The sequence below is a fragment of the Algoriphagus persicinus genome (assembly GCF_035156415.1).
Lineage (GTDB): Bacteria > Bacteroidota > Bacteroidia > Cytophagales > Cyclobacteriaceae > Algoriphagus > Algoriphagus persicinus.
In genome coordinates this window covers 101,474-121,506 of sequence record NZ_JAYEEY010000001.1, presented here as the reverse complement: position 1 = coordinate 121,506, position 20,033 = coordinate 101,474, and the positions used below count along the sequence as shown (strand labels likewise).

The window sequence follows — 20,033 nt, the reverse complement described above, 5'->3', positions numbered from 1 at the left end:
ATGTAGGCCAATGGAATTCAAATTTTTGCTTCTTTTTATTACTGCCATGAGCGCAGGTTCATTGGTTTATTTTGCTCCTGATTTTCGAGAGAAGTACTTTCGTTTGGTGCTGGTTTTTGCAGGCTCTTACCTGTTTTCTATTACTATTCTACACATTTTACCAGAATTATTTGACGGCGGATTCGATAGCAAAAGAATGGGATTATACATCCTGATTGGTTTTTTGCTTCAGCAACTTTTGGAATTCTGGTCTAGCGGTATTGAGCACGGCCATATTCATGCACATGAGCATCAGGGGAGTAGAGCCATGACCACCGTTATGCTTGGCTTGTTCATTCATGCATTTCTAGAAGGCACACTTCTTTCACATGGAGAATTGATGGATCAGGGGGAGCAGGTTCTTGGTCATGTGCATAATAGCAAAACGGTACTTCTCGGCATTATCCTGCACAAAGGACCCGCAGCATTTGCCTTGGCGGCAGTATTATCAAGCTCTTTAAGCAAAAAAACCACACTGATGTTATTGACACTTTTTGCACTGGCATCCCCCCTAGGTATGATATCCAGTTCATTTTTATTTGAAAGTGGCATGTTAGAAAAACAAGGAATCGGCATTCTATATGGCTTGGTTGCTGGTGGATTTTTGCATATTTCTACTACTATATTTTTTGAGAGCAGTCCCCATCACAAGTTCCAGCTCAACAAGTTATTGGTAAGCTTTTTAGCCGCAGGCTTAGCGATTCTTTCTGAGTTTTTAATCAAATAAAAGCGCAAGAAAGTGGGCACTGAGAATAAGTTTTCCCATGTAAGATCATTTTTGACCCGAAGAATATCAGGATGATTTTGGGGCTTGCGATAAAATTTCGATTAATTCTTGGAAAACAGCTTGCATTCCTATGGATGCAATTGCTAGCTTGAAGGCAAGTTTTATTTTCTTAGCCTAAACCCCAGCGTATGCCTACACACAAGGAAAAAATGAAAGCCTATTGGAGGAAAAACCTCCAAACGCTATTTATTCTATTAATAGTCTGGTTTGTAGTCTCTTTCGGCTGTGGAATTCTTTTCGTAGATGAGCTAAATGAAATCCGGCTCGGTGGATATAAACTAGGGTTCTGGTTTGCGCAGCAAGGATCTATTTTCGCTTTTGTGATTTTGATTTTCATCTATGTGGTGCGCATGAACTTATTGGATAGGGAATTTGATGTGGACGAAGAATAATTTTTTAAGCTAAAAAACTATGGAAATTTTAACCTGGACCTACATTCTAGTAGGCTTTTCATTTGCACTTTATATAGGAATAGCTATCTGGTCTCGTGCCGGATCTACTCAGGAATTCTACATCGCCGGCGGAGGAGTATCTCCTTTAGCCAATGGCATGGCGACTGCGGCAGATTGGATGTCCGCAGCCTCCTTTATCTCGATGGCGGGAATTATATCATTCGCGGGTTACGACGGCTCAGTTTATTTGATGGGATGGACTGGAGGCTACGTTTTGCTTGCCCTCTTGCTAGCTCCTTACCTTAGGAAATTCGGCAAATTCACCGTTCCGGATTTTGTGGGTGATCGGTATTATTCCAATACGGCTAAAGTTGTAGCAGTGATCTGTGCCTTATTCATCTCCTTTACCTACGTTGCCGGACAAATGCGTGGAGTGGGAATAGTGTTCTCAAGGTACCTGGAAGTCCCCATAGAATGGGGCGTTGTCATCGGGATGTGTATTGTGTTTTTCTACGCGGTACTTGGGGGCATGAAAGGTATCACTTATACCCAAGTAGCGCAGTATTGCGTGTTGATCTTCGCATATATGGTTCCTGCTATTTTCATTTCTATGCAGTTGACAGGAAATCCTATTCCACAACTCGGGCTGGGCGGATCAATTGCAGATGGAACGCCCCTGCTGGATAAACTGGATGGAGTACTCACTGAATTGGGTTTTGCTGCATATACTTCTGGGAGAAAAAGCATCACAGATATGTTTATGATTACGCTGGCTTTGATGGTAGGAACGGCTGGATTGCCACATGTGATTGTGCGTTTTTTTACCGTTCCAAGAGTAAAAGACGCGAGACTTTCGGCGGGTTACGCATTAGTTTTTATTGCCATACTCTACACTACAGCTCCGGCGATTGCTGCGTTTGGGATTTACAATGCCATAGAGACTACTTCAGAAAAGAATATTACGGATCTGCCTGAATGGATTTCTACTTGGGAAAAAACCGACCTGATTAAGGTAGATGATAAAAATGGCGATGGCAAAGTCCAATATGTGGCAGATCCAGCTGTAAATGAATTGACGATCGACAGAGACATCATGGTGTTGGCAAGTCCAGAGATCGCTCAGCTGCCAAATTGGGTAGTTGGCTTGGTAGCAGCCGGGGCGATGGCAGCTGCACTTTCTACGGCTGCCGGCTTACTTCTGGTGATTTCCACTTCAGTATCACGAGATTTATTCAAGACATTCAGACCGGATATTTCGGATAAAAAGGAGTTGCGAATTGCTCGTATCGCTGCAGCTGGAGCGGTTCTTCTTGCTGGATATTTTGGTATAAACCCACCAGGCTTTGTGGCCCAAGTAGTGGCTTTTGCCTTCGGATTGGCAGCAGCATCCTTTTTCCCAGTGATTATCATGGGCATTTTCTCCACGAGAATTAATAAAGAAGGGGCTATATCGGGAATGATCACCGGTCTGGTATTTACAATTGGCTATATTGTCTATTTCAAATTTGTCAGTCCGGAAACTAGCAGTGCAGAGAATTGGTGGTTTGGAGTTTCACCTGAAGGCATAGGTTCCATAGGAATGATTCTTAATTTTATCGTATGTGTGACTGTCTCCAAATTCACTCCAGCTCCTCCGCAAGCGGTGCAGGATATGGTGCAGGAAATAAGAATCCCACGTGGTGCAGGTAAGGCTCAGGATCATTAAATTAGAGCATATTTAACCCAGAATTGAATACAATAAACCAAAATTATCATGAGTGACAGAATTCATACCCTCAGCGGGTACCTCTACGAATACCAAAAAAGCGTAACCCAGCCCGAAGAGTTTTGGGCAAGAATTGCGGATTCATTTCACTGGAGAAAGCGCTGGTCAAAGGTATTGAAATGGAATTTTGACGAACCAGATGTGAAGTGGTTTGTTGATGCAAAGCTTAACATCACCGAAAATATTTTTGAACGCCATCTTTATACCATCGGCGAACGCCCGGCTATTATCTGGGAGGCAAACGATCCGAATGAAGAAGGAAGAACACTGACTTATAGAGCGCTTTTTCACGAAGTAAATCGCTTCTCAAATGCGCTCAAAAGTAAAGGAATCGGGAAAGGAGATAAGGTGATTATCTACATGCCAATGGTTCCTGAGGCAGCAATCGCTATGCTTGCCTGTGCAAGAATTGGGGCTATTCACTCAGTTGTGTTTGCAGGATTCTCCAGCTCTGCATTGGCAGATAGAGTAATTGATTGTGAAGCAAAAGCAATCTTGACCTCAGACGGAAATTATAGAGGAACCAAAAAGATCGCTGTGAAAGCTGTGGTCGATGAAGCATTGGAGAAATCAAGTGTTGAGACAGTGATTGTCTATGAGCGCACCAAGCAAGAAGTGAGCATGAAAGAAGGGCGAGACTACTGGTGGCACGATGTCATCGCAGCTGAATCTGAGCAATGTATAGCCGAGGAGATGGATAGTGAGGATATGCTTTTCATTCTCTATACTTCTGGATCTACGGGCAAGCCAAAGGGTGTAGTCCACACCACAGGCGGCTATATGGTTTATTCCCAGTATTCATTTGACAATGTCTTCCAATATTCTGAAGGGGATGTATTTTGGTGTACAGCTGATGTAGGCTGGATTACCGGCCACTCCTATATAGTTTACGGGCCACTTTTGGCTGGAGCGACCACCCTTATGTTTGAAGGCGTCCCGACTTTCCCTGATGCTGGGCGATTCTGGGCAGTGATAGAAAAATATAAAGTCAATGTATTCTACACCGCACCTACAGCCATCAGAGCGTTGCAAGCCTTTGGCACTGAGCCAATAGAGAAATATGATTTAAGCTCATTGAAAGTGTTGGGTTCTGTAGGCGAACCGATAAATGAAGAGGCCTGGCACTGGTATCATACGCATATTGGGAAAAATAAATGTCCTATCGTAGATACCTGGTGGCAGACAGAAACTGGTGGTATTATGGTTTCTCCGATTGCCGGTATCACTCCTACTAAACCGGCTTATGCCACTTTGCCCCTTCCCGGTGTACAGCTTTGTATCGTAGATCCGGAAGGAAATGAATTGACGGGAAACTCAGTGGAAGGAAATCTCTGCATCAAATTCCCCTGGCCTGCTATGATTCGCACTACGTATGGAGATCATGAGCGCTGCAAGCAAACGTATTTCTCTACGTATAAGGGAATGTATTTCACAGGGGATGGCGTGAAGCGTGATCACGATGGCTACTATAGAATCCTTGGGCGTGTCGATGATGTGATGAATGTATCCGGTCATAGAATGGGTACTGCAGAAGTGGAAAATGCAATCAACGAGCATCCTAAGGTAATTGAATCTGCCGTGGTGGGTTATCCTCATGAGGTCAAAGGGCAAGGTATCTATGCCTACGTTATTGCAGATTTGACTAATCGAACAGAGGATAATCTGATCAACGAGATTAAGGAGATGGTTTCCAAAATTATTGGTCCGATCGCCAAGCCGGATAAAATTCAACTTGTTCCGGGGCTACCGAAAACCAGATCAGGAAAGATCATGCGTAGAATATTGCGAAAAGTAGCAGAGGGATCCTTCGAAAACATGGGGGATACCAGCACCTTGCTTGATCCGGATGTAGTGACGAAAATTATTGAAGGTAAAAAATAGGAACAAAATACAGAGCCAAGCAATTATTTTCTTGGCTCTGATTTTTTAGCTTTGGCTATTAATCTTTTGGAGATGCATCTTCCTCCTCCTCGTCCATTTGTATCGAAGAGACAATAGAATCAGCCGAATCCATTTCCTGTTTATAGAAATTGTGAACTCCCACCATGAATGCCACGATCAAAGACCAAGTTAAACGTCTTAGGAAACGGATAATTGGAAAGTGCTTCATAAAAACCAAGCTACAAAACGCATTCCCAATATTCTTGTTGACACATTGTCAGAAAATTGCTTTCATCGGCAGAGTTTTGGCGACATCAATGCTGACGGCCTAATCAGGCTACTTTTTATGGAAGATGGAGTAGTGTATATTCTCATCTCAGCATTCACAGTTTTGAATTACTACTGAAATATTACATACTAATTTATTTCACATATTTGGTGTTTTTTGCAAAATATACATGATGTAACTAGCTTATGAACAGTTAATTAAAGGTAAATTTAAATCGTATTTTTATACACATTTAAAAACTTTTAATACTATGGCAAAACTAATAATTGACCCAAAACTGGTTCTGAAAAAGGAGCTGAATTTGGAATTGCTCAAAGAGCTCAATGTTTTACCTGCGCACCCAATTACTCAAAAGTACTGGGCGCTGGGAGGAGCTAGCGGTTGGCTCGGCACGCATACCACGCCGATTAAGACCTGCCCGGATGGAATAGGCCGGTTTCAACATTATGTAAATGGATCCATCTATTACCATCCCTCTATCGGCGCCTATGAGGTTCATGGACTTATCCGTGCCCGGTGGCAATCCATGGGATGGGAAAGAAGCCTGCTTGGCTATCCTCGCACAGATGAATCCGCCTGTCCCGACGGTATTGGGCGGTACAATCACTTTCAGGGAGGAAGCATCTATTGGAGTCCTTCTTCAGGAGCTTGGGAGGTTCATGGGGCTATTAGAGGCAAATATTCCAGTCTCGGGTGGGAGCGAAGTTTTCTTCGATATCCACTGACCAATGAAAATACTTGCCCCGATGGTGTAGGTCGCTTTAACCACTTCCAAGGAGGAAGCATCTACTGGTTCCCAAGCACAGGAGCTCATGAAGTCCATGGCGCTATTCGATCTCACTGGGCCTCTTTAGGCTGGGAAAAAAGTGCGTTGGGATATCCTACCTCAGATGAGCTGGTAGTGTTTGGTGGTGCAGCACGGATTTCTCATTTCCAGCGTGGAAGCATCTATTGGTCTCCTACAGCAGGGGTGAGGGTGTTGAAAGAACGTGTACGAGTGCATGTGAAAATCTTGGAAACTCCTACTTCCTTCTCCATCAATGAGCAGTTTGCGGCCATGCAGGAAGTATATGCTGTGGCTGGAGTGAGAGTTGACTGTGCATCTACCGAAAATCTTAATCTAGCAACTCTCAAAGATGTGGATGTAGGGGGATGTACTATGGGGTCTGTCTCATCTGAGCAAGTAAGTCTTTTTGACAACAGGAATTTTGTAGGAACAAATGATGTGGTGGTTTACTACGTCAGAAGTACAGTGCCGGGATACAATGGCTGTGCTGCGCACCCATCAGGAAGACCTGGTTGCGTGGTCGTCCGCTCAGCAAGTCGTTGGACTTTGGGACATGAATTTGGACACGTACTGGGCATTCATCATGTGAATGACAATAATCGTCTGATGACAGGCAACGGGACATTTAATATCACCAATCCCCCGCCAAACCTCACATCTGGTGAATCTACAACAATGCGAAATTCTAGTCTAACTACCCCACTTTAAACTGAAAAAACATGGCAAAGTCAAAAAGTAATACAGCCGCACAGGATTTTGATGCGCAAGAACTCCTTGCTTTTCTCAGACAAGATGAGTTGGACTATCCCGCTGGTGCAAAGAAATTTGGTAAAGGAGCTCTTCCTTTTCTCTCCGAACTGGTACAAGGTTCTGATGAGAACCTATCCATAAAAGCTGCCTATCTAGTCGGATACATCGATGATGAGGCAGGGAATGATATTCTGCAAATGGCTGCAGAAACGGGAAGCGCCCCAGTAAGAATTGCTGCTGCTTATGGTGCACAAAAGCGGAGTGCGAAAGCTGCTGAATCCATACTTTCTAGATCTTTAGATGATAATGACCCTTCTGTGGTAAAGTTTGCATTGAGATCAGCCTCGGCGATGAAACTGGAAAAAACATTTAAATCTAAAATTGATAAAATTTCCAAATCATTTCACCAAGATGAAATCAAATTGGATGCCTTGAATATTATGAAAAAAATGAAATAAATCTCAAAAAAGGCACTCTTCAAAGCCGTCATTTTGACGGCTTTTTTATTTCCATTTTACATCAACTTCACCACTAGCTTTCATTTGAATCACTAATTCTTTGGCCAAAGGATAAAATCCTGAAGGTTCGATTGAAAGGTTTGCGACTTTCAAATCCATAATCGGCGTACTTAATCCCAGACGATTTGTGATATTACTCAAGCTTTCATTCAGCATCTCTCCAATTGGAAAAACAGCTTTGCTCTCAATGCTGCGGATAATTTTACGCTTTTTTAGACCAACACCTGTCTGCGCTCCGAAGCTTCCACTCTCCATTTTGAAATTAACATCCTCAAAAATTATGCTTTGGGAGGGAGTAGTGTACGCTGGCTTACCAACCACGAAAAGTGTACCGTTCAACGTTTTGCCGTTCGTCTGCTCCGCAATAAAATCCATGTTTATTGCCAATAAATCTCCAAAAGCTTGAGTCTTAATATTGGATGGAATCATGGTGGTTTTTTTATCTACCCGAAATTCTTTTCCCTCCAAATTCTGTTTTAATAGCTCGTCTAGCGTAGCATAACTTATCGTCAAGGGAATAAGTATTTCTAATTCATTTGTAGGATTTTCATTCTGAATAAGCCCTGGAAGGGGGAATGCTCGTGAAGGTGCAGCATATACAGGATGAGAATTTACTTTTCCATCCATTCCCAGCCATAGATTATAATTCTGATCCGTATCGAAAAATTCTTTGAGTTTTACGTGCTGAGGCTGTATAGAAAAAGCGGTATTTCCACCTATCCATGCAATAGAAATAGGCTTGCCAACCTGTGCCCAAGCAAGGTTAACCAAAGTTTTTAAACTAGCTATTTCTTTTCCTCCTGTTAGATTTTCATTTCCCCATTTTCTTAATTCCTTGCTCAGTAAACCACTCAGATCCACTTTCATTCCCAATACCTCTACAGCTAAATTTCCTCCTAACGCTACCAGTTCGAAACTCTTAGCTCCAATACCCCAATTAGAATTGATCACTGGATCTATCACAAAAACAGGCGAAAAGTTTTCGTTTAAGGGTAATCTGGATTGAAATAAACTTCCTAATCCTTTAGATTTTAAGCCGACTTCCCCCATAACATTAATAGGAACAGTCAGCTGAATTCGTTGGCTATCCAGCGCAGTCCAAGAAATTTTGCCATTTCTCTTCAATTGCAGATCACCCGTTATTCCGCTTCCCATATCCAATCCTTTTTCCTGAAGTAAAACTGCAGGAACCTGACTATCCAGAAGTTTGCTTAACGTTTCTTTGGGGATTTTTAGAGGCATATTGACCCTAGCAGTCGCACTGGGCGGAGGAGTGGATGGCTCCGGATTGATACTAGGATTTATACTTTTGCAGGAAAATGAAATAAGGACTACTAATACGATAGCAATCGGAAAGTTTATAAATCGCCTATTGAACTGTAATTTCATAAATGAAGTTTGGTTTTCATTGGGTGATGTTCCTTCTACAACTATTGCCCCAAAAAAATTAAATCAAGAAAATGAATTGGAATAAACTCACAGAAGTTGGACAAATACATGAAATCAAAGTACTGAGCGCCAATAAGCCTGTATTGATTTTCAAGCATAGTACGCGTTGCTCAATAAGCAGCATGTCATTGAATCGGCTCCTAAGAAAATGGAATGAAACTGACTTTGAGAAAATAACTCCCTATTTTTTGGATCTTATTGCTTATCGCGAATTATCCGAATTTGTGGCAAAGGAATTTCAGGTACCACATGAATCACCCCAAGTTTTGTTAATAAAAAGTGGAGACGTGATTTATGATAATAGTCACTTTGGGATTTCCTATTCAGACCTAATGGGAAAAATTTAGTTATTCTGATTTTTAAATGGTTTTTATACCATTTATCCACTTCAAAACCCATTCTTATTTTTCCTCAGATACTGAGTAAACCTTGGGCATTACTATGCAGTCAAAGAAGTAGCAATTTGCATAATTATGAAAAAACACTACTCAGTTATTGTTCTGATTTTTAGCTTTTTAATAGGTCTCTCAGCGTATGGACAACGACCTACAGAGCAGGGCAGTCCCGAAAGAAAACTCACTGGGACTGTCATGGACGGAAGCACCAAAACTCCAATGGCTGGGGCAAATGTGCTAATCAAAACCGTGACCGACTCACTTTTGGTAGGCACAGTGACCGATGCGAAAGGACAATTTGAAATCGCGAGACCAAGGATTCCGTCGGTAAAAATTGAAATCAAGTTTATAGGTTATCACACGATCTCAAAAGTCCATTCAGGAAGAGAGCCTGTTGATCTGGGAATATTAACACTTGTAGAAGATGCTCAAGTACTTGGAGAGGTAGTGGTAGAAGGTCAAAACCAGTTAGGTGAAATGAGGGGAGATACTACCTCATTCAATGCCAATGCATTTAAAACCAAAGAAAATGGCATGGCTGAAGACCTTGTAAGGAAACTACCGGGAATAACAATTCAAAATGGCGAAGTTCAGGCACAGGGCGAAGCAGTACAAAAAATCTTGGTAGATGGCCGTGAATTTTTCGGTTCTGACCCAAATATCGCTTTGAGAAATCTTCCTGCTGACGCAATCGATAGAGTAGAAGTTTTGGATCAGCGGTCTGATCAAAGTCGATTGACGGGTTTTGATGATGGCACTTACACCAAGACGATCAATATCATATTGAGAGCCGACAGTAAAAATGGTCAGTTTGGTAGAGCTTACGCAGGCTATGGCACAGACGATAAATACAATGCCGGAGGTAGTTTAAACCTTTTCAACGGGGATAGACGAGTTTCTATTCTTGGTCTTTTCAACAATATTAACCAGCAAAACTTCTCCAGCGATGATCTGGCGGGTGTCAATGCAAATTCTTCCGGTGGTGGTGGTGGTAGAGGTCGGGGCGGCTTTGGTAGAGGAAATAGTAATTTCTATGGAGGAAATGATATTGGTACTATTACTACCAATGCAATGGGGTTAAACTACAGCGACAAATGGGGTTCTAAGGTCAATTTTACAGGAAGTTATTTTTTCAATAACACACAGAATACCCGAAGACAGATAACCAATCGTCAAACTGTAATTAATGAAAATACTACACAGAATTATCAGGAAAATCTGATCAATGCTGTGGAAAATTTCAATCATAGGGCAAATGCACGAATCGAAGCGGATCTCAACGAAAATAATTCATTGATTATTACGCCAAATATTTCCTTTCAGAGCAGTAATACATTCAGTGATAGAGATGCCTTGACTTTGGCAAATGATACAGATTCACTTTCTGCACTTCGCTCCATCACCAATGCTAAGAACAATTCTTATAACATTGGAAACAACTTGACATACCGATATAAGTTTGACAAGACAGGGAGGACATTTTCTACAGATATAAGTACTTCTTGGAATAACAGAGACCAAGATTCCGAGCTGTTGGGAGCAAGTATAGACTATAATAGAAATCAATTAGACACGACGTTGCAAGATACCTACCTTCTCTCCAACGGATTCAACTATAGAGTAAATGCAACTTTAACAGAACCTCTAAGCGAAAAATCAATTGCTACTATTGGATACCAGGTCAGCAATAATAAAACTGATTCAGATCAAAAGACCAGAGTGCTCAACGATGAAAATATTACCGTTTTGGATACTGCCTTGAGTAATGAGTTCAATAACAAATTTATTACGCAGAGAATTAGAACAGGCTATGCCTACAATAGTGAAGGCTGGAATTTGAATTTCAACCTTGATTATCAATATGCTAAAATGGACAATGAAGCTTTCTTCCCAACTGAAGGCGTATTTGTTCGTGATTTCAATAATATCCTACCAAGTGCTAGTGTCAGCTTTAGAAATAGAGAAACGGGCATGAACTTCCGGCTAAGGTATAGAACAGGCACAGACGAACCTTCGGTTAATCAGTTGCAAAACGTGGTAAATAATCAAAATCCGCTTAGTCTAAGCGTGGGTAACCCTACCTTGGCTCAGAGTTTTCAGAATAGCATTTTTGCCAACATCGGTAAATTTAATATGGAGAAAAACCGTAGCTTCTTCATGTTTGTTAATCTCTCTACCACCAGTAATTATATAGGGAGCAGTACATTCATTGCTTCCCAGGATACGCTAATCAATAATGAAATTTTACTCCGTCCCGGCGGACAAATTTCACAACCAGTTAACTTGGATGGGAATTTTAATAGCCGGGTTTTCTTCACTTATGGCGCACCAATCAAAGGGATCAAAACCAATATCAACTTAAATACAAGACTTGGATTTAACAGAACTCCCGGGATAATCAACGGTGAGAAAAACATCAATGACAATATAGATCTAGGCCAGGGAATAACCTTTACGTCTAACATCAGTAAGGATTTTGATTTCACCATTAGTACTACTGGGACATATACGATTGTTAACTCTAGTTTACAAGAGAGCTTAGAAAACAATTATTACATCCAAGAATCAAATCTTCGCTTGTATTATTCCCCTAATGGTGGGAAACTATTTGTGGGAAATACGATCAATAATAGCTTGTATCGTGGACTTTCGGAAGGGTTTGATCAGTCAGTATGGCTATGGAATATCGAAGCAGGGTACAGGTTTGCAAAAAACAATAAGGCCGAGATGAAAGTAGTTATTTTCGATTTGCTCAATCAGAATAACAGCATCACACGTACCATCTCAGATGTGTCCGTGTCAGATGTATATACCAATGTCTTAACACGCTATGGCTTACTAACCTTCACTTATATTTTAGGCAATTTCAAACAGCCAGAGCAAACTGAGCAACCGTGGAGAGGCGGACCGCCAAGAGGTGGAAGGACTTGGTAAATTAGACGTAAGAGTTTTGAACTACTATTTACGAGATTCAACAAGTATAATCCGACTGAAATATCTCAGTCGGTTTTTTTATATTCAGACAACTGTTTGATCTTCCACAAAAACAAAAAAGCCGGCTCCAAACGGAACCGGCTTAGCAATTGGGCAACAAGCAACGATTACATTTTAGGAAGAACCACAGTATCTACTGAGTGGATCACACCATTTGATTGCCATACATCCGCAATTGTTACTTTTGATTCTCCACCATTTTCGTCAGTGATATAAAGGTCTTTACCTTTCATCCAAGCGGTCAACTTTCCACCCTGCACTGTAGTAAGAACAGCTTTACCGTCTCCTTTCTTTATTGCGGCAGCGATTTCTTTTGATCCCATTTTACCAGCTATAACGTGGTAAGTAAGAACAGCCTGAAGTGTAGTTTTGTTTTCTGGCTTCAAAAGTGTCTCTACCGTACCAGAAGGAAGCTTGTCGAAAGCCATATTATCTGGTGCAAAAACTGTAAATGGGCCTTTACCCTGTAGTGTCTCCACCAAGTCTGCTGCTTTTACAGCCGCTACTAATGTGGTATGATCTGCAGAATTCACTGCATTTTCCACAATGTTTTTAGAAGGATACATTTCTGCGCCACCTACCATTTTTGTTTTTTCCATTTGAGCAAAAGCTAGGTTTGCAGAAAGAAAAATAAAGGCTGCGAAAGCCACTTTGAAGAAATTTTGAATTTTCATGATCTTGTTAGTTTGATGATTTTTTTGGTTTCTTTATTTGGGATGAGATACGAGCACTTCTGTTTGGGTGGATTTAGTACCCTTCATAAAAGATTTCTATTCTTGGTCATTAAGCCAGCTTTTCACTGAGTACTTTATTGTAATCGCTTGATTTTTTTATCCAAAAAACCTCAAAACCATTAGCTTTGTGGCTTGATTAACCAGTAAGTAATGTACCAGGAGAAAATCGAAGCTATTAAAGCCGCTATTTCAGCCGCCGATGCAACTAATCCAGAGGAGCTGGAAAACTACAGAATGGAGTATATCTCCAAAAAATCTGTGGTGGGTGAGCTCTTTGCAGGAATGGGAAAAATCCCCAATGAGGAGAAGAAATCCTACGGACAGCTGGTAAACGGAGTAAAGCAGCTTGCTGAGGAGAAGTTTCAGGAACTGATCGAAAAAGTAAATCAAGCGAATAAGAAGTCTAAATCGGCCGGTATAGATCTGACACTTCCACCATCTAATCAAAGGCTAGGTGGAATTCATCCCTTGACTGCTACCCGTCAGCGTATTATAGAGATTTTCGAACGTATCGGATTCAACCTTTCTGAAGGTCCCGAGATAGAGGACGACTGGCATAACTTCACTGCACTGAATTTTCCAGAAAATCACCCAGCCCGTGAGATGCAGGACACATTTTTTATTGAGAAGAATCCTGATATTGCTCTGAGAACGCATACTTCTTCTGTACAGGTACGTGTGATGGAAAATCAGAAACCTCCGATTCGTACACTATCTCCGGGGAGAGTTTATAGGAATGAAGCGATCTCAGCGCGGGCGCATTGTATTTTCCACCAAGTAGAAGGACTTTATGTGGACGAAAATGTAGGCTTTGCTGATTTGAAAAACACACTTTATCACTTTGCCAAAGAGATGTTTGGCAAGGAAACCAAAGTCCGGTTTAGACCATCTTATTTTCCCTTTACCGAGCCAAGCGCAGAGATTGATATCACTTGTTTGATTTGTGGTGGCAAAGGTTGTAATGTCTGCAAAGGCAGTGGTTGGGTAGAAATAGGAGGATCAGGAATGGTTGACCCAAATGTGTTGGAAAACAGTGGGATTGATTCTAAAAAATATACCGGGTTTGCCTTCGGAATGGGAATAGAGAGAATAGCCATGCTAAAATACCAGATCAAAGATCTTCGTCTATTCACTGAGAATGATGTGAGATTCTTGAGGCAGTTTAGGCCACTTTTATAAAAACCAAAGGGGTTGATTTCTCAACGCCTTTTTTATGAGAGTTTTTTACCGCAGAGGTCACAGAGTTTTTCGCGGTTAAAAATAGCTTTAGACCGCTTTTGCTGTTTCCATTTTATAGATGATATCCTCGTAGTTGAGTTTATTCCAGTTCTCCGTGATCAGCGGATCTGCCATCACGCGATCCATTATTGCTTCCTGCAATTTTCCTTGGGTATAAGCTTCCGAATACCTCATATCCGTAAAAGTCACCATGGAATACAATGGAATCCAATCGTTCGGATAGAGTTCATAGAGCTTGCTTTCTATTCTCTTACGAAGGACAAATTTAGGGTCGGACACAGAATCTCTCATTTCTTCAAAATTCTCCATCGCCAATTGACAGATGGCATCGGTATCTACTTTGCGTTTTTTCTGGAATTTCTCAAAAACCAAATCCCAAGAATTAGTCCCGAACTTATCAATTAAGCCATTTAAAATAGAGCAATCTTCAAAACCACAGTTCATACCTTGCCCATAGAAGGGGACCATTGCATGGCTGGCATCACCCAAAAGCAAACTTGTGCCTTGCACCCATGGAAAACACTCCACATTGATCAACGCTGAAGTTGGGTTTGCGAAAAACTCTGTTTTGAGATTAGGCATCAAGTGATACGCATCATCAAAATAATTAGAGAATAAGATCTCTAAATCATTTTCGTCATTGATTTTGTCGAAGCATATTTTGGAACCGCTGTGAGGCAAAAACAAGGTACAGGTGAATGTTTTGTCAGGGTTTGGAAGTGCAATCAGCATAAACTTGCCTCTAGGCCAAATATGCAGTGCATTCGGATCCATGGCAAATTCGCCATCAGCGGTAGCAGGAATAGTCAGCTCCTTGTATTCATGCGTGATGTATTCTTGTTTGTAATTGAATCGGATTTGCTTTTGCATCGCAAGTCTAAGCGAAGAATACGCCCCATCCGACCCAACTAATACAGGGGCTAAAACTTTTTTTTCACCCTGAGGTGTCTTGAAATTAATTTCCTGATTGCGAAAATCTACATCAGTGCATTTGTGCTCAAAGTTGAAATGTACGCCCAATCGCTCCCCTTCTTCTACAAGCAGCTGATTGAATTTTCCTCTTGAGAGTGAGTATATCGCCTGATTTTCTTTTCCGTAGGAAATAAAAGTAGTACCGCCATGTTCATCATGGATTTTGCGGCCGTACATTGGAATCGCCAAAGGCATTACTTTTTCCTTCAATCCTACCTCTTCCAAGCTTTTCCATCCGCGATGACTAAGTGCCATATTGATGGATCTTTTGCCTTCATCAAAAGTAGATTTGCGCTTGTCAGGTCTCTTATCATAGACTTCCACTTCCAGCCCCTGCTGCTTAAGATATATAGCCATCAAAGAACCGATCAATCCGGCTCCTAATACGGTAACTTGATTTTTTTCCATTTGGATTTTTTTGTCCCCGCTTCCTTTAAGCGAATTTCTTCAGAGATTGTTCCAAAATCTGTGCAAATCGGAACAGGTCTAGGAAGCTGTTATAGAGCGGTGTAGGAGCCAGACGGATCACATTTGGATTGCGCCAGTCGCCTACGACTCCTTGTTTATACCATTCATCGAAGACTGCCTTGCCACCTCGATGAATGTGCAAAGATAACTGACAACCCCTTTCCGCTGGATTTTTAGGAGTAATAATTTCCAAAACACCCGATTTTCCACTGATTTCCTCAATTAAATAGGCTAAATAGGCTGTCAGAAGTTCTGACTTCTTTCTTAGATTCGCCATGCCTGCTTCCTGAAAAATATCCAAAGAAGCCTGATGAACTGCCAGACCAATTATATCAGAATTGGAAAGCTGCCAGCCATCCGCACCGTGCATAGGCACAAATCCCTTTTCCATTTTGAAGCGCTGCTCCTGATCATGACCCCACCAGCCTGCAAAACGGTTCATGTCCGGCCGCTCAGCAAACCGCTCGTGAACAAATACTCCAGACACATTTCCAGGACCTGAATTCATGTATTTATAGCTGCACCAAGTCGCAAAATCCACATCCCAATCATGCAAATTCAGGGGAACATTGCCTGCTGCATGTGCCAAATCAAAGCCAGCATATGCACCCACCTCATGGGCTGCAGCGGTTATGGCTTTCATATCGAAAACCTGACCAGTATAATATTGCAAACCAGCCATATTAACCATGACCAGTGAATTTCCTTGCATTCTTATTTCTGCCAAAATATCCTCCGTACGAAGTGCGTGCTCACCTTTTCTCGGCTTAAGTTCTACGATGGCATCTTCTGGGGCTAATCCATGAACCTTTACTTGCGTTTCCAGCATGTATTGGTCAGAGGGAAAAGCCCCGGCTTCCACGATTATTTTATATCTGTCATTGGTAGGTCGATAAAATGATACCATCAGCAGATGGAGATTCACCGATAAATTATTCATGGCCACCACTTCATGCTCATGAGCTCCTACGATCTCCGCTAATGCCGACTTCGATTTTTGCTTAGCAAAAAACCACGCATCCTCACCATGAAAATGCCCATCCACCCCCATTTCAGCCCAATTCGACAATTCTTTTGCTATGTAATTTTTTGCGGTTTTAGGCTGTAATCCCAGAGAATTTCCACACAGATAAATTACGTTTTCCCCATGAACTTTTGGGAAAAGAAAACGATCCCGAAAGTCGGAAAGAGGATCATTCTCATCCATCTCCCGTGCGAATTGGGCTGAATATTGGTACGTCATTCTTTTAGTATAATTGAATTAATCGTTGTGGATCAGCGCCTTAAAAGGAGGCAGCGTAATGCTTCATCTTCTTACAATTCTATTTTCCCATCACTGTTCCGCAATTGCTACAAGTAGTATGTTCAGGATTATTCCAAAATCTCTCCTGAACTGGTGGCAATTGCTTGACAATGTCTGTAACCTCGAAATATTCCTCGTAGAGTTTTTCTCCGCAATTTTCACAATGCCAGATAAATCCATCTAGCTCCCCTTCTCTTCTGTAGCGCTCGATCACCAGCCCGATCGTATTGGCAGGGCGGCGAGGGGAATGAGGAACATTTGATGGAAGAAGGAATATCTCTCCTTCTCTGATAGGAATATCCTTTGGCTTGCCGTCTTCTATCACCTTTAGGATGATATCACCTTCCAATTGATAGAAAAACTCTTCTCCTTCATTAGAGTGATAATCTTTTCGGGAATTAGGACCGCCGACCACCATCACAATGAAGTCATCATTTCCTTTATAAACCTGCTGGTTTCCAATTGGTGGCTTGAGCAGATGTCTATTTTCATCTATCCATTTTTTGAAGTTGAAAGGTTGTCCTAAGGCCATATCTTTATTTATCCAGTGAAATTGAAAATCTATTTTAGTATTACTTAACCGTAATCCTGCCTAAAAGTATTAAAAAACGTATGCTTTTTTGGTTTACTTTGTCCTAACCCCAAAAAACGATGACATTCCCTATTTCTGATCTGCATTGTGATTTGTTGTCCTATCTTGCTAAGATCCCCGGTGCAGATCCCTATTCGAAAGGTGACATTGCCTGTGCTGTTCCGTGGATGATAGCAGGGGGGGTGCGTATGCAAATTTTGGCTATTTATACAGATGTAAAGTCGGAAAGCATGGATTTGGCTGCGAGGCAAGCAGTGATTTTTGAGGAGCTACATCAAAAAAACAGGAATGACTTAGCATTAATTGATTCAGATTTTTTACAAAACTGGGGAAAGCAAAATTGCATAGGGATAAAAGCTTCAGTAGAAAATGCGGCTGGATTTGGGAATGAAACTACGAGTTGGGAAGAGATCTACAGCCAGTTTGATTTTATCTTGGAAAAAGTAAAATCGCTCGCTTACATCAGCTTGACACATCATACTGAGAATCGATTTGGTGGAGGAAATTATACCAAGGGAATTGGGCTGAAGGATGATGGCAAAAAACTTCTGGATTATATCGCCGGCAAGCAAATTCCAATTGACTTATCACATACTTCAGATTTGCTCGCAGAAGGGATCCTAAACCATATTGATAGCAATAATCTGGATATAGCGGTGCTTGCAAGTCATTCCAACTTCAGAGCAATCTGGAATCACCCTCGAAATCTTACGGATGAGTTTGCCAAAGAAATCATCCAACGAGGGGGGCTTATTGGTGTAAATTTCCTTAGAGAATTCCTAGATCCAGAAGTACCGGAGCGCCTATTTGAGCATTTCCTTCATGGTTTTCAGCTTGGGGGAGAAAAGGCCATCTGCTTCGGTGCAGATTATTTTTACACCAAAGATTTTGGAGATTCATCCCGCATCCCTTTCTATTTTCCTCTAGCCGAAAATGCGGGAAAATATCCCTCATTGATCGAAAGTTTGGAAGACAAGTTAACTCCGTCGGATCTGGAGGGCTTAGCCTATAGAAATTCACTTGAATTTTACCGTAAACTACAGGGTTGATGTCATCGCATCATTTTGTCATAGAACAACAAGAGCCAGCTGTCTTTCTTTTAGATGCAGACAAGATTCGTTTTGATCAGGTTTCTCCACTTCTAGAATGGGTTCCTACCGTACTTGTCAGTGAAAGAGCACTGGATCAGGTATTGAGTTGGGGAATAAAAATTGATGTGATTTTAGCTTCAGAGGCTTTTCAAGCAGAAAATCAACAAGTACTGGAAGAGCAATATCCCGTTACATTTGTTACAGTTTTCCAAGAAGCCGATTTGCATACTGGACTGGAATATCTTTTATCTACTGACCACAAAGCGGTGCACCTAGTAGGAATTTCACATCTGAAAGCACTTGATCTTCAAGATAAACTTGAGCTGATGAATCTTACCATCTTGGATGGCGATTGGAAATACTACCCAGTGAAATCCGGCAAATTCAAAAAATGGTTTGCAGAAAGCAATATCCACATTCATGGCAAAGAAGGGATGCCTGTGCAAATTCAAAATATAAATGGAGAATTGATCTTGCCCATTACCTATGCTACGATGCTGGAAGTGCCAGAGGGAATTACAGAGATCAAAGCGCCTGGGACTTTTTGGATTGGGGAAATGGTGACTCAGCTAGACTAATTCCGACTAGATACTTAAATCTAGTGTCGAGCTACTGTGATTCTATCCTTCCCATTAATGTCCTTTAAAAGCTGAACGTCCAAATAACCCATGGCCTGCATCAAAGCAGCCACCTCTTTCCCGTACTTTTCATTGATCTCAAAGTACAGCTTCCCTCCTGTCTTTAGCAGTTGCTTTCCTTTTTGAGCGATCGCGCGGTAAAAAATCAGGGGATCATCATTACTCACAAACAAGGCTAACTCCGGCTCAAAATCCAGTACATTTCTATGCATTTCAATTTTCTCTTGCTCAGGAATGTAGGGAGGATTACATACCAAAATATCCAGTTCTCCAACTTCAGGAGTCTGAATTAGTATATCACATTTAGTGAAAGTTACTTTAGCTCCCAGCACATCAGCATTTTGACGAGCGATCACTAATGCATCCTCCGAAATATCCATTGCAAATATCTCAGGACTATTCATCTCCAAAGCCAAAGAAATCGGAATACAACCTGTTCCAGTGCCAATGTCTAGAATCTTCAACCCTGCTTTTGGATTTTGTTTAATGATCAAGTGCACCAATTCCTCTGTTTCATTTCTAGGAATCAACGTGGCAGGGCTTACCAAAAATTCTCTCCCATAAAATGGACCCTTCCCCAGAATATATTGTATAGGCTCCCCAGTTTTCAATCGCTCTAGGTCTTCAAAAAGCTTTGGAGGAAAGGAGCTTTCGTCAGCTTTATTCAAGTTCTCAGTTCTCTTCCATCCCAAATGATGCTCAAAAAGCCAGCTAACTAACGATTCAGATTCTTGCATATCATAATCGGAAAGTTTTACGGCCCAAGAAGACAAAAGCTCTTGAAAGGTTGGCATGGGTTGATCGATTTTAGAATGTAAAGGTATAGAAAGCAAAATTTCTATTATGGGATACACGGCTCATAATCGAAAAAGGCATTTTTTAGACCCTTTTAAAAACTCACTCTGAGAGACTCAGAAAGAAAAACTACCTTTGTGGAGAATTTATTTCCC

The 20,033-nt window shown here is 41.4% G+C and carries 18 protein-coding genes; 11 read left to right on the top strand and 7 right to left on the bottom strand.

The window, feature by feature from the left end; genetic code table 11:
- Positions 1-10: 10 nt before the first annotated feature.
- The 4 genes from U3A58_RS00495 to acs all read left to right on the top strand — a co-directional run bounded on the left by U3A58_RS00495 (position 11) and on the right by acs (position 4,864).
- Entirely contained in the window at positions 11-766 is a 756-nt protein-coding gene (locus U3A58_RS00495; protein ID WP_323821413.1) for a ZIP family metal transporter, read from the top strand.
- 188 nt (positions 767-954) lie between these two features.
- Positions 955-1,218, top strand: a complete 264-nt coding sequence (locus tag U3A58_RS00490; protein WP_323821412.1) for a DUF4212 domain-containing protein — start codon at positions 955-957, stop codon at positions 1,216-1,218.
- A gap of 19 nt (positions 1,219-1,237) precedes the next feature.
- Positions 1,238-2,923, top strand: coding sequence for a sodium:solute symporter family protein (locus U3A58_RS00485; RefSeq protein ID WP_323821411.1), 1,686 nt, complete (start codon positions 1,238-1,240; stop codon positions 2,921-2,923).
- A gap of 48 nt (positions 2,924-2,971) precedes the next feature.
- Positions 2,972-4,864, top strand: coding sequence for an acetate--CoA ligase (acs, locus tag U3A58_RS00480; protein WP_323821410.1), 1,893 nt, complete (start codon positions 2,972-2,974; stop codon positions 4,862-4,864).
- A 58-nt stretch (positions 4,865-4,922) separates the two neighbouring features.
- Here the strand turns inward: acs and U3A58_RS00475 are convergent, their stop codons facing one another.
- The gene (locus tag U3A58_RS00475) at positions 4,923-5,093 is read right to left on the bottom strand and encodes a hypothetical protein (protein ID WP_323821409.1); all 171 of its coding nucleotides are present in this window, start codon (positions 5,091-5,093) and stop codon (positions 4,923-4,925) included.
- Positions 5,094-5,403: 310 nt separating this feature from the next.
- Between U3A58_RS00475 and U3A58_RS00470 the strand changes: the two genes are divergently transcribed.
- Entirely contained in the window at positions 5,404-6,648 is a 1,245-nt protein-coding gene (locus U3A58_RS00470; protein WP_323821408.1) for a hypothetical protein, read from the top strand.
- An 11-nt stretch (positions 6,649-6,659) separates the two neighbouring features.
- Positions 6,660-7,148 carry a HEAT repeat domain-containing protein gene (locus U3A58_RS00465; protein ID WP_323821407.1) on the top strand — a complete coding sequence of 163 codons (489 nt, stop codon included), beginning with the start codon at positions 6,660-6,662 and terminating at the stop codon, positions 7,146-7,148.
- 45 nt (positions 7,149-7,193) lie between these two features.
- Here the strand turns inward: U3A58_RS00465 and U3A58_RS00460 are convergent, their stop codons facing one another.
- Positions 7,194-8,597, bottom strand: coding sequence for a DUF4403 family protein (locus U3A58_RS00460; RefSeq protein WP_323821406.1), 1,404 nt, complete (start codon positions 8,595-8,597; stop codon positions 7,194-7,196).
- A 71-nt stretch (positions 8,598-8,668) separates the two neighbouring features.
- Between U3A58_RS00460 and ytxJ the strand changes: the two genes are divergently transcribed.
- Positions 8,669-9,004: a bacillithiol system redox-active protein YtxJ gene (gene ytxJ, locus U3A58_RS00455; protein ID WP_323821405.1), complete on the top strand. Its 336-nt coding sequence runs from the start codon at positions 8,669-8,671 to the stop codon at positions 9,002-9,004.
- Between the two features lie 126 nt (positions 9,005-9,130).
- Entirely contained in the window at positions 9,131-11,986 is a 2,856-nt protein-coding gene (locus tag U3A58_RS00450) for a TonB-dependent receptor (protein ID WP_323821404.1), read from the top strand.
- A 167-nt stretch (positions 11,987-12,153) separates the two neighbouring features.
- Here U3A58_RS00450 and U3A58_RS00445 read toward each other — a convergent pair whose 3' ends face one another.
- Complete coding sequence (locus U3A58_RS00445) at positions 12,154-12,720, bottom strand: fasciclin domain-containing protein (RefSeq protein WP_323821403.1); 567 nt, start codon at positions 12,718-12,720, stop codon at positions 12,154-12,156.
- Between the two features lie 210 nt (positions 12,721-12,930).
- On the opposite strand from U3A58_RS00445, the gene pheS reads away from it, so the two are divergent.
- The gene (gene pheS, locus U3A58_RS00440; protein ID WP_323821402.1) at positions 12,931-13,959 is read left to right on the top strand and encodes a phenylalanine--tRNA ligase subunit alpha; all 1,029 of its coding nucleotides are present in this window, start codon (positions 12,931-12,933) and stop codon (positions 13,957-13,959) included.
- A gap of 87 nt (positions 13,960-14,046) precedes the next feature.
- On the opposite strand, the gene U3A58_RS00435 is transcribed toward pheS, so the two are convergent.
- The 3 genes from U3A58_RS00435 to U3A58_RS00425 all read right to left on the bottom strand — a co-directional run bounded on the left by U3A58_RS00435 (position 14,047) and on the right by U3A58_RS00425 (position 17,294).
- Complete coding sequence (locus U3A58_RS00435) at positions 14,047-15,399, bottom strand: FAD-dependent oxidoreductase (protein ID WP_323821401.1); 1,353 nt, start codon at positions 15,397-15,399, stop codon at positions 14,047-14,049.
- Positions 15,400-15,424: 25 nt separating this feature from the next.
- On the bottom strand, positions 15,425-16,702 hold the full coding sequence (kynU, locus tag U3A58_RS00430; protein WP_323821400.1) for a kynureninase: 1,278 nt from the start codon (positions 16,700-16,702) through the stop codon (positions 15,425-15,427).
- A gap of 79 nt (positions 16,703-16,781) precedes the next feature.
- Entirely contained in the window at positions 16,782-17,294 is a 513-nt protein-coding gene (locus tag U3A58_RS00425) for a 3-hydroxyanthranilate 3,4-dioxygenase (protein ID WP_323821399.1), read from the bottom strand.
- A gap of 119 nt (positions 17,295-17,413) precedes the next feature.
- Between U3A58_RS00425 and U3A58_RS00420 the strand changes: the two genes are divergently transcribed.
- Complete coding sequence (locus U3A58_RS00420; protein WP_323821398.1) at positions 17,414-18,403, top strand: dipeptidase; 990 nt, start codon at positions 17,414-17,416, stop codon at positions 18,401-18,403.
- A complete protein-coding gene (locus U3A58_RS00415) occupies positions 18,403-19,023 on the top strand; it encodes a thiamine pyrophosphokinase (protein ID WP_323821397.1) in 621 nt (206 codons plus the stop codon). The genes U3A58_RS00420 and U3A58_RS00415 overlap by 1 nt, the downstream gene beginning before the upstream one ends.
- Positions 19,024-19,043: 20 nt before the next feature.
- On the opposite strand, the gene prmC is transcribed toward U3A58_RS00415, so the two are convergent.
- The gene (prmC, locus tag U3A58_RS00410; protein ID WP_323821396.1) at positions 19,044-19,877 is read right to left on the bottom strand and encodes a peptide chain release factor N(5)-glutamine methyltransferase; all 834 of its coding nucleotides are present in this window, start codon (positions 19,875-19,877) and stop codon (positions 19,044-19,046) included.
- Positions 19,878-20,033: the final 156 nt, after the last annotated feature.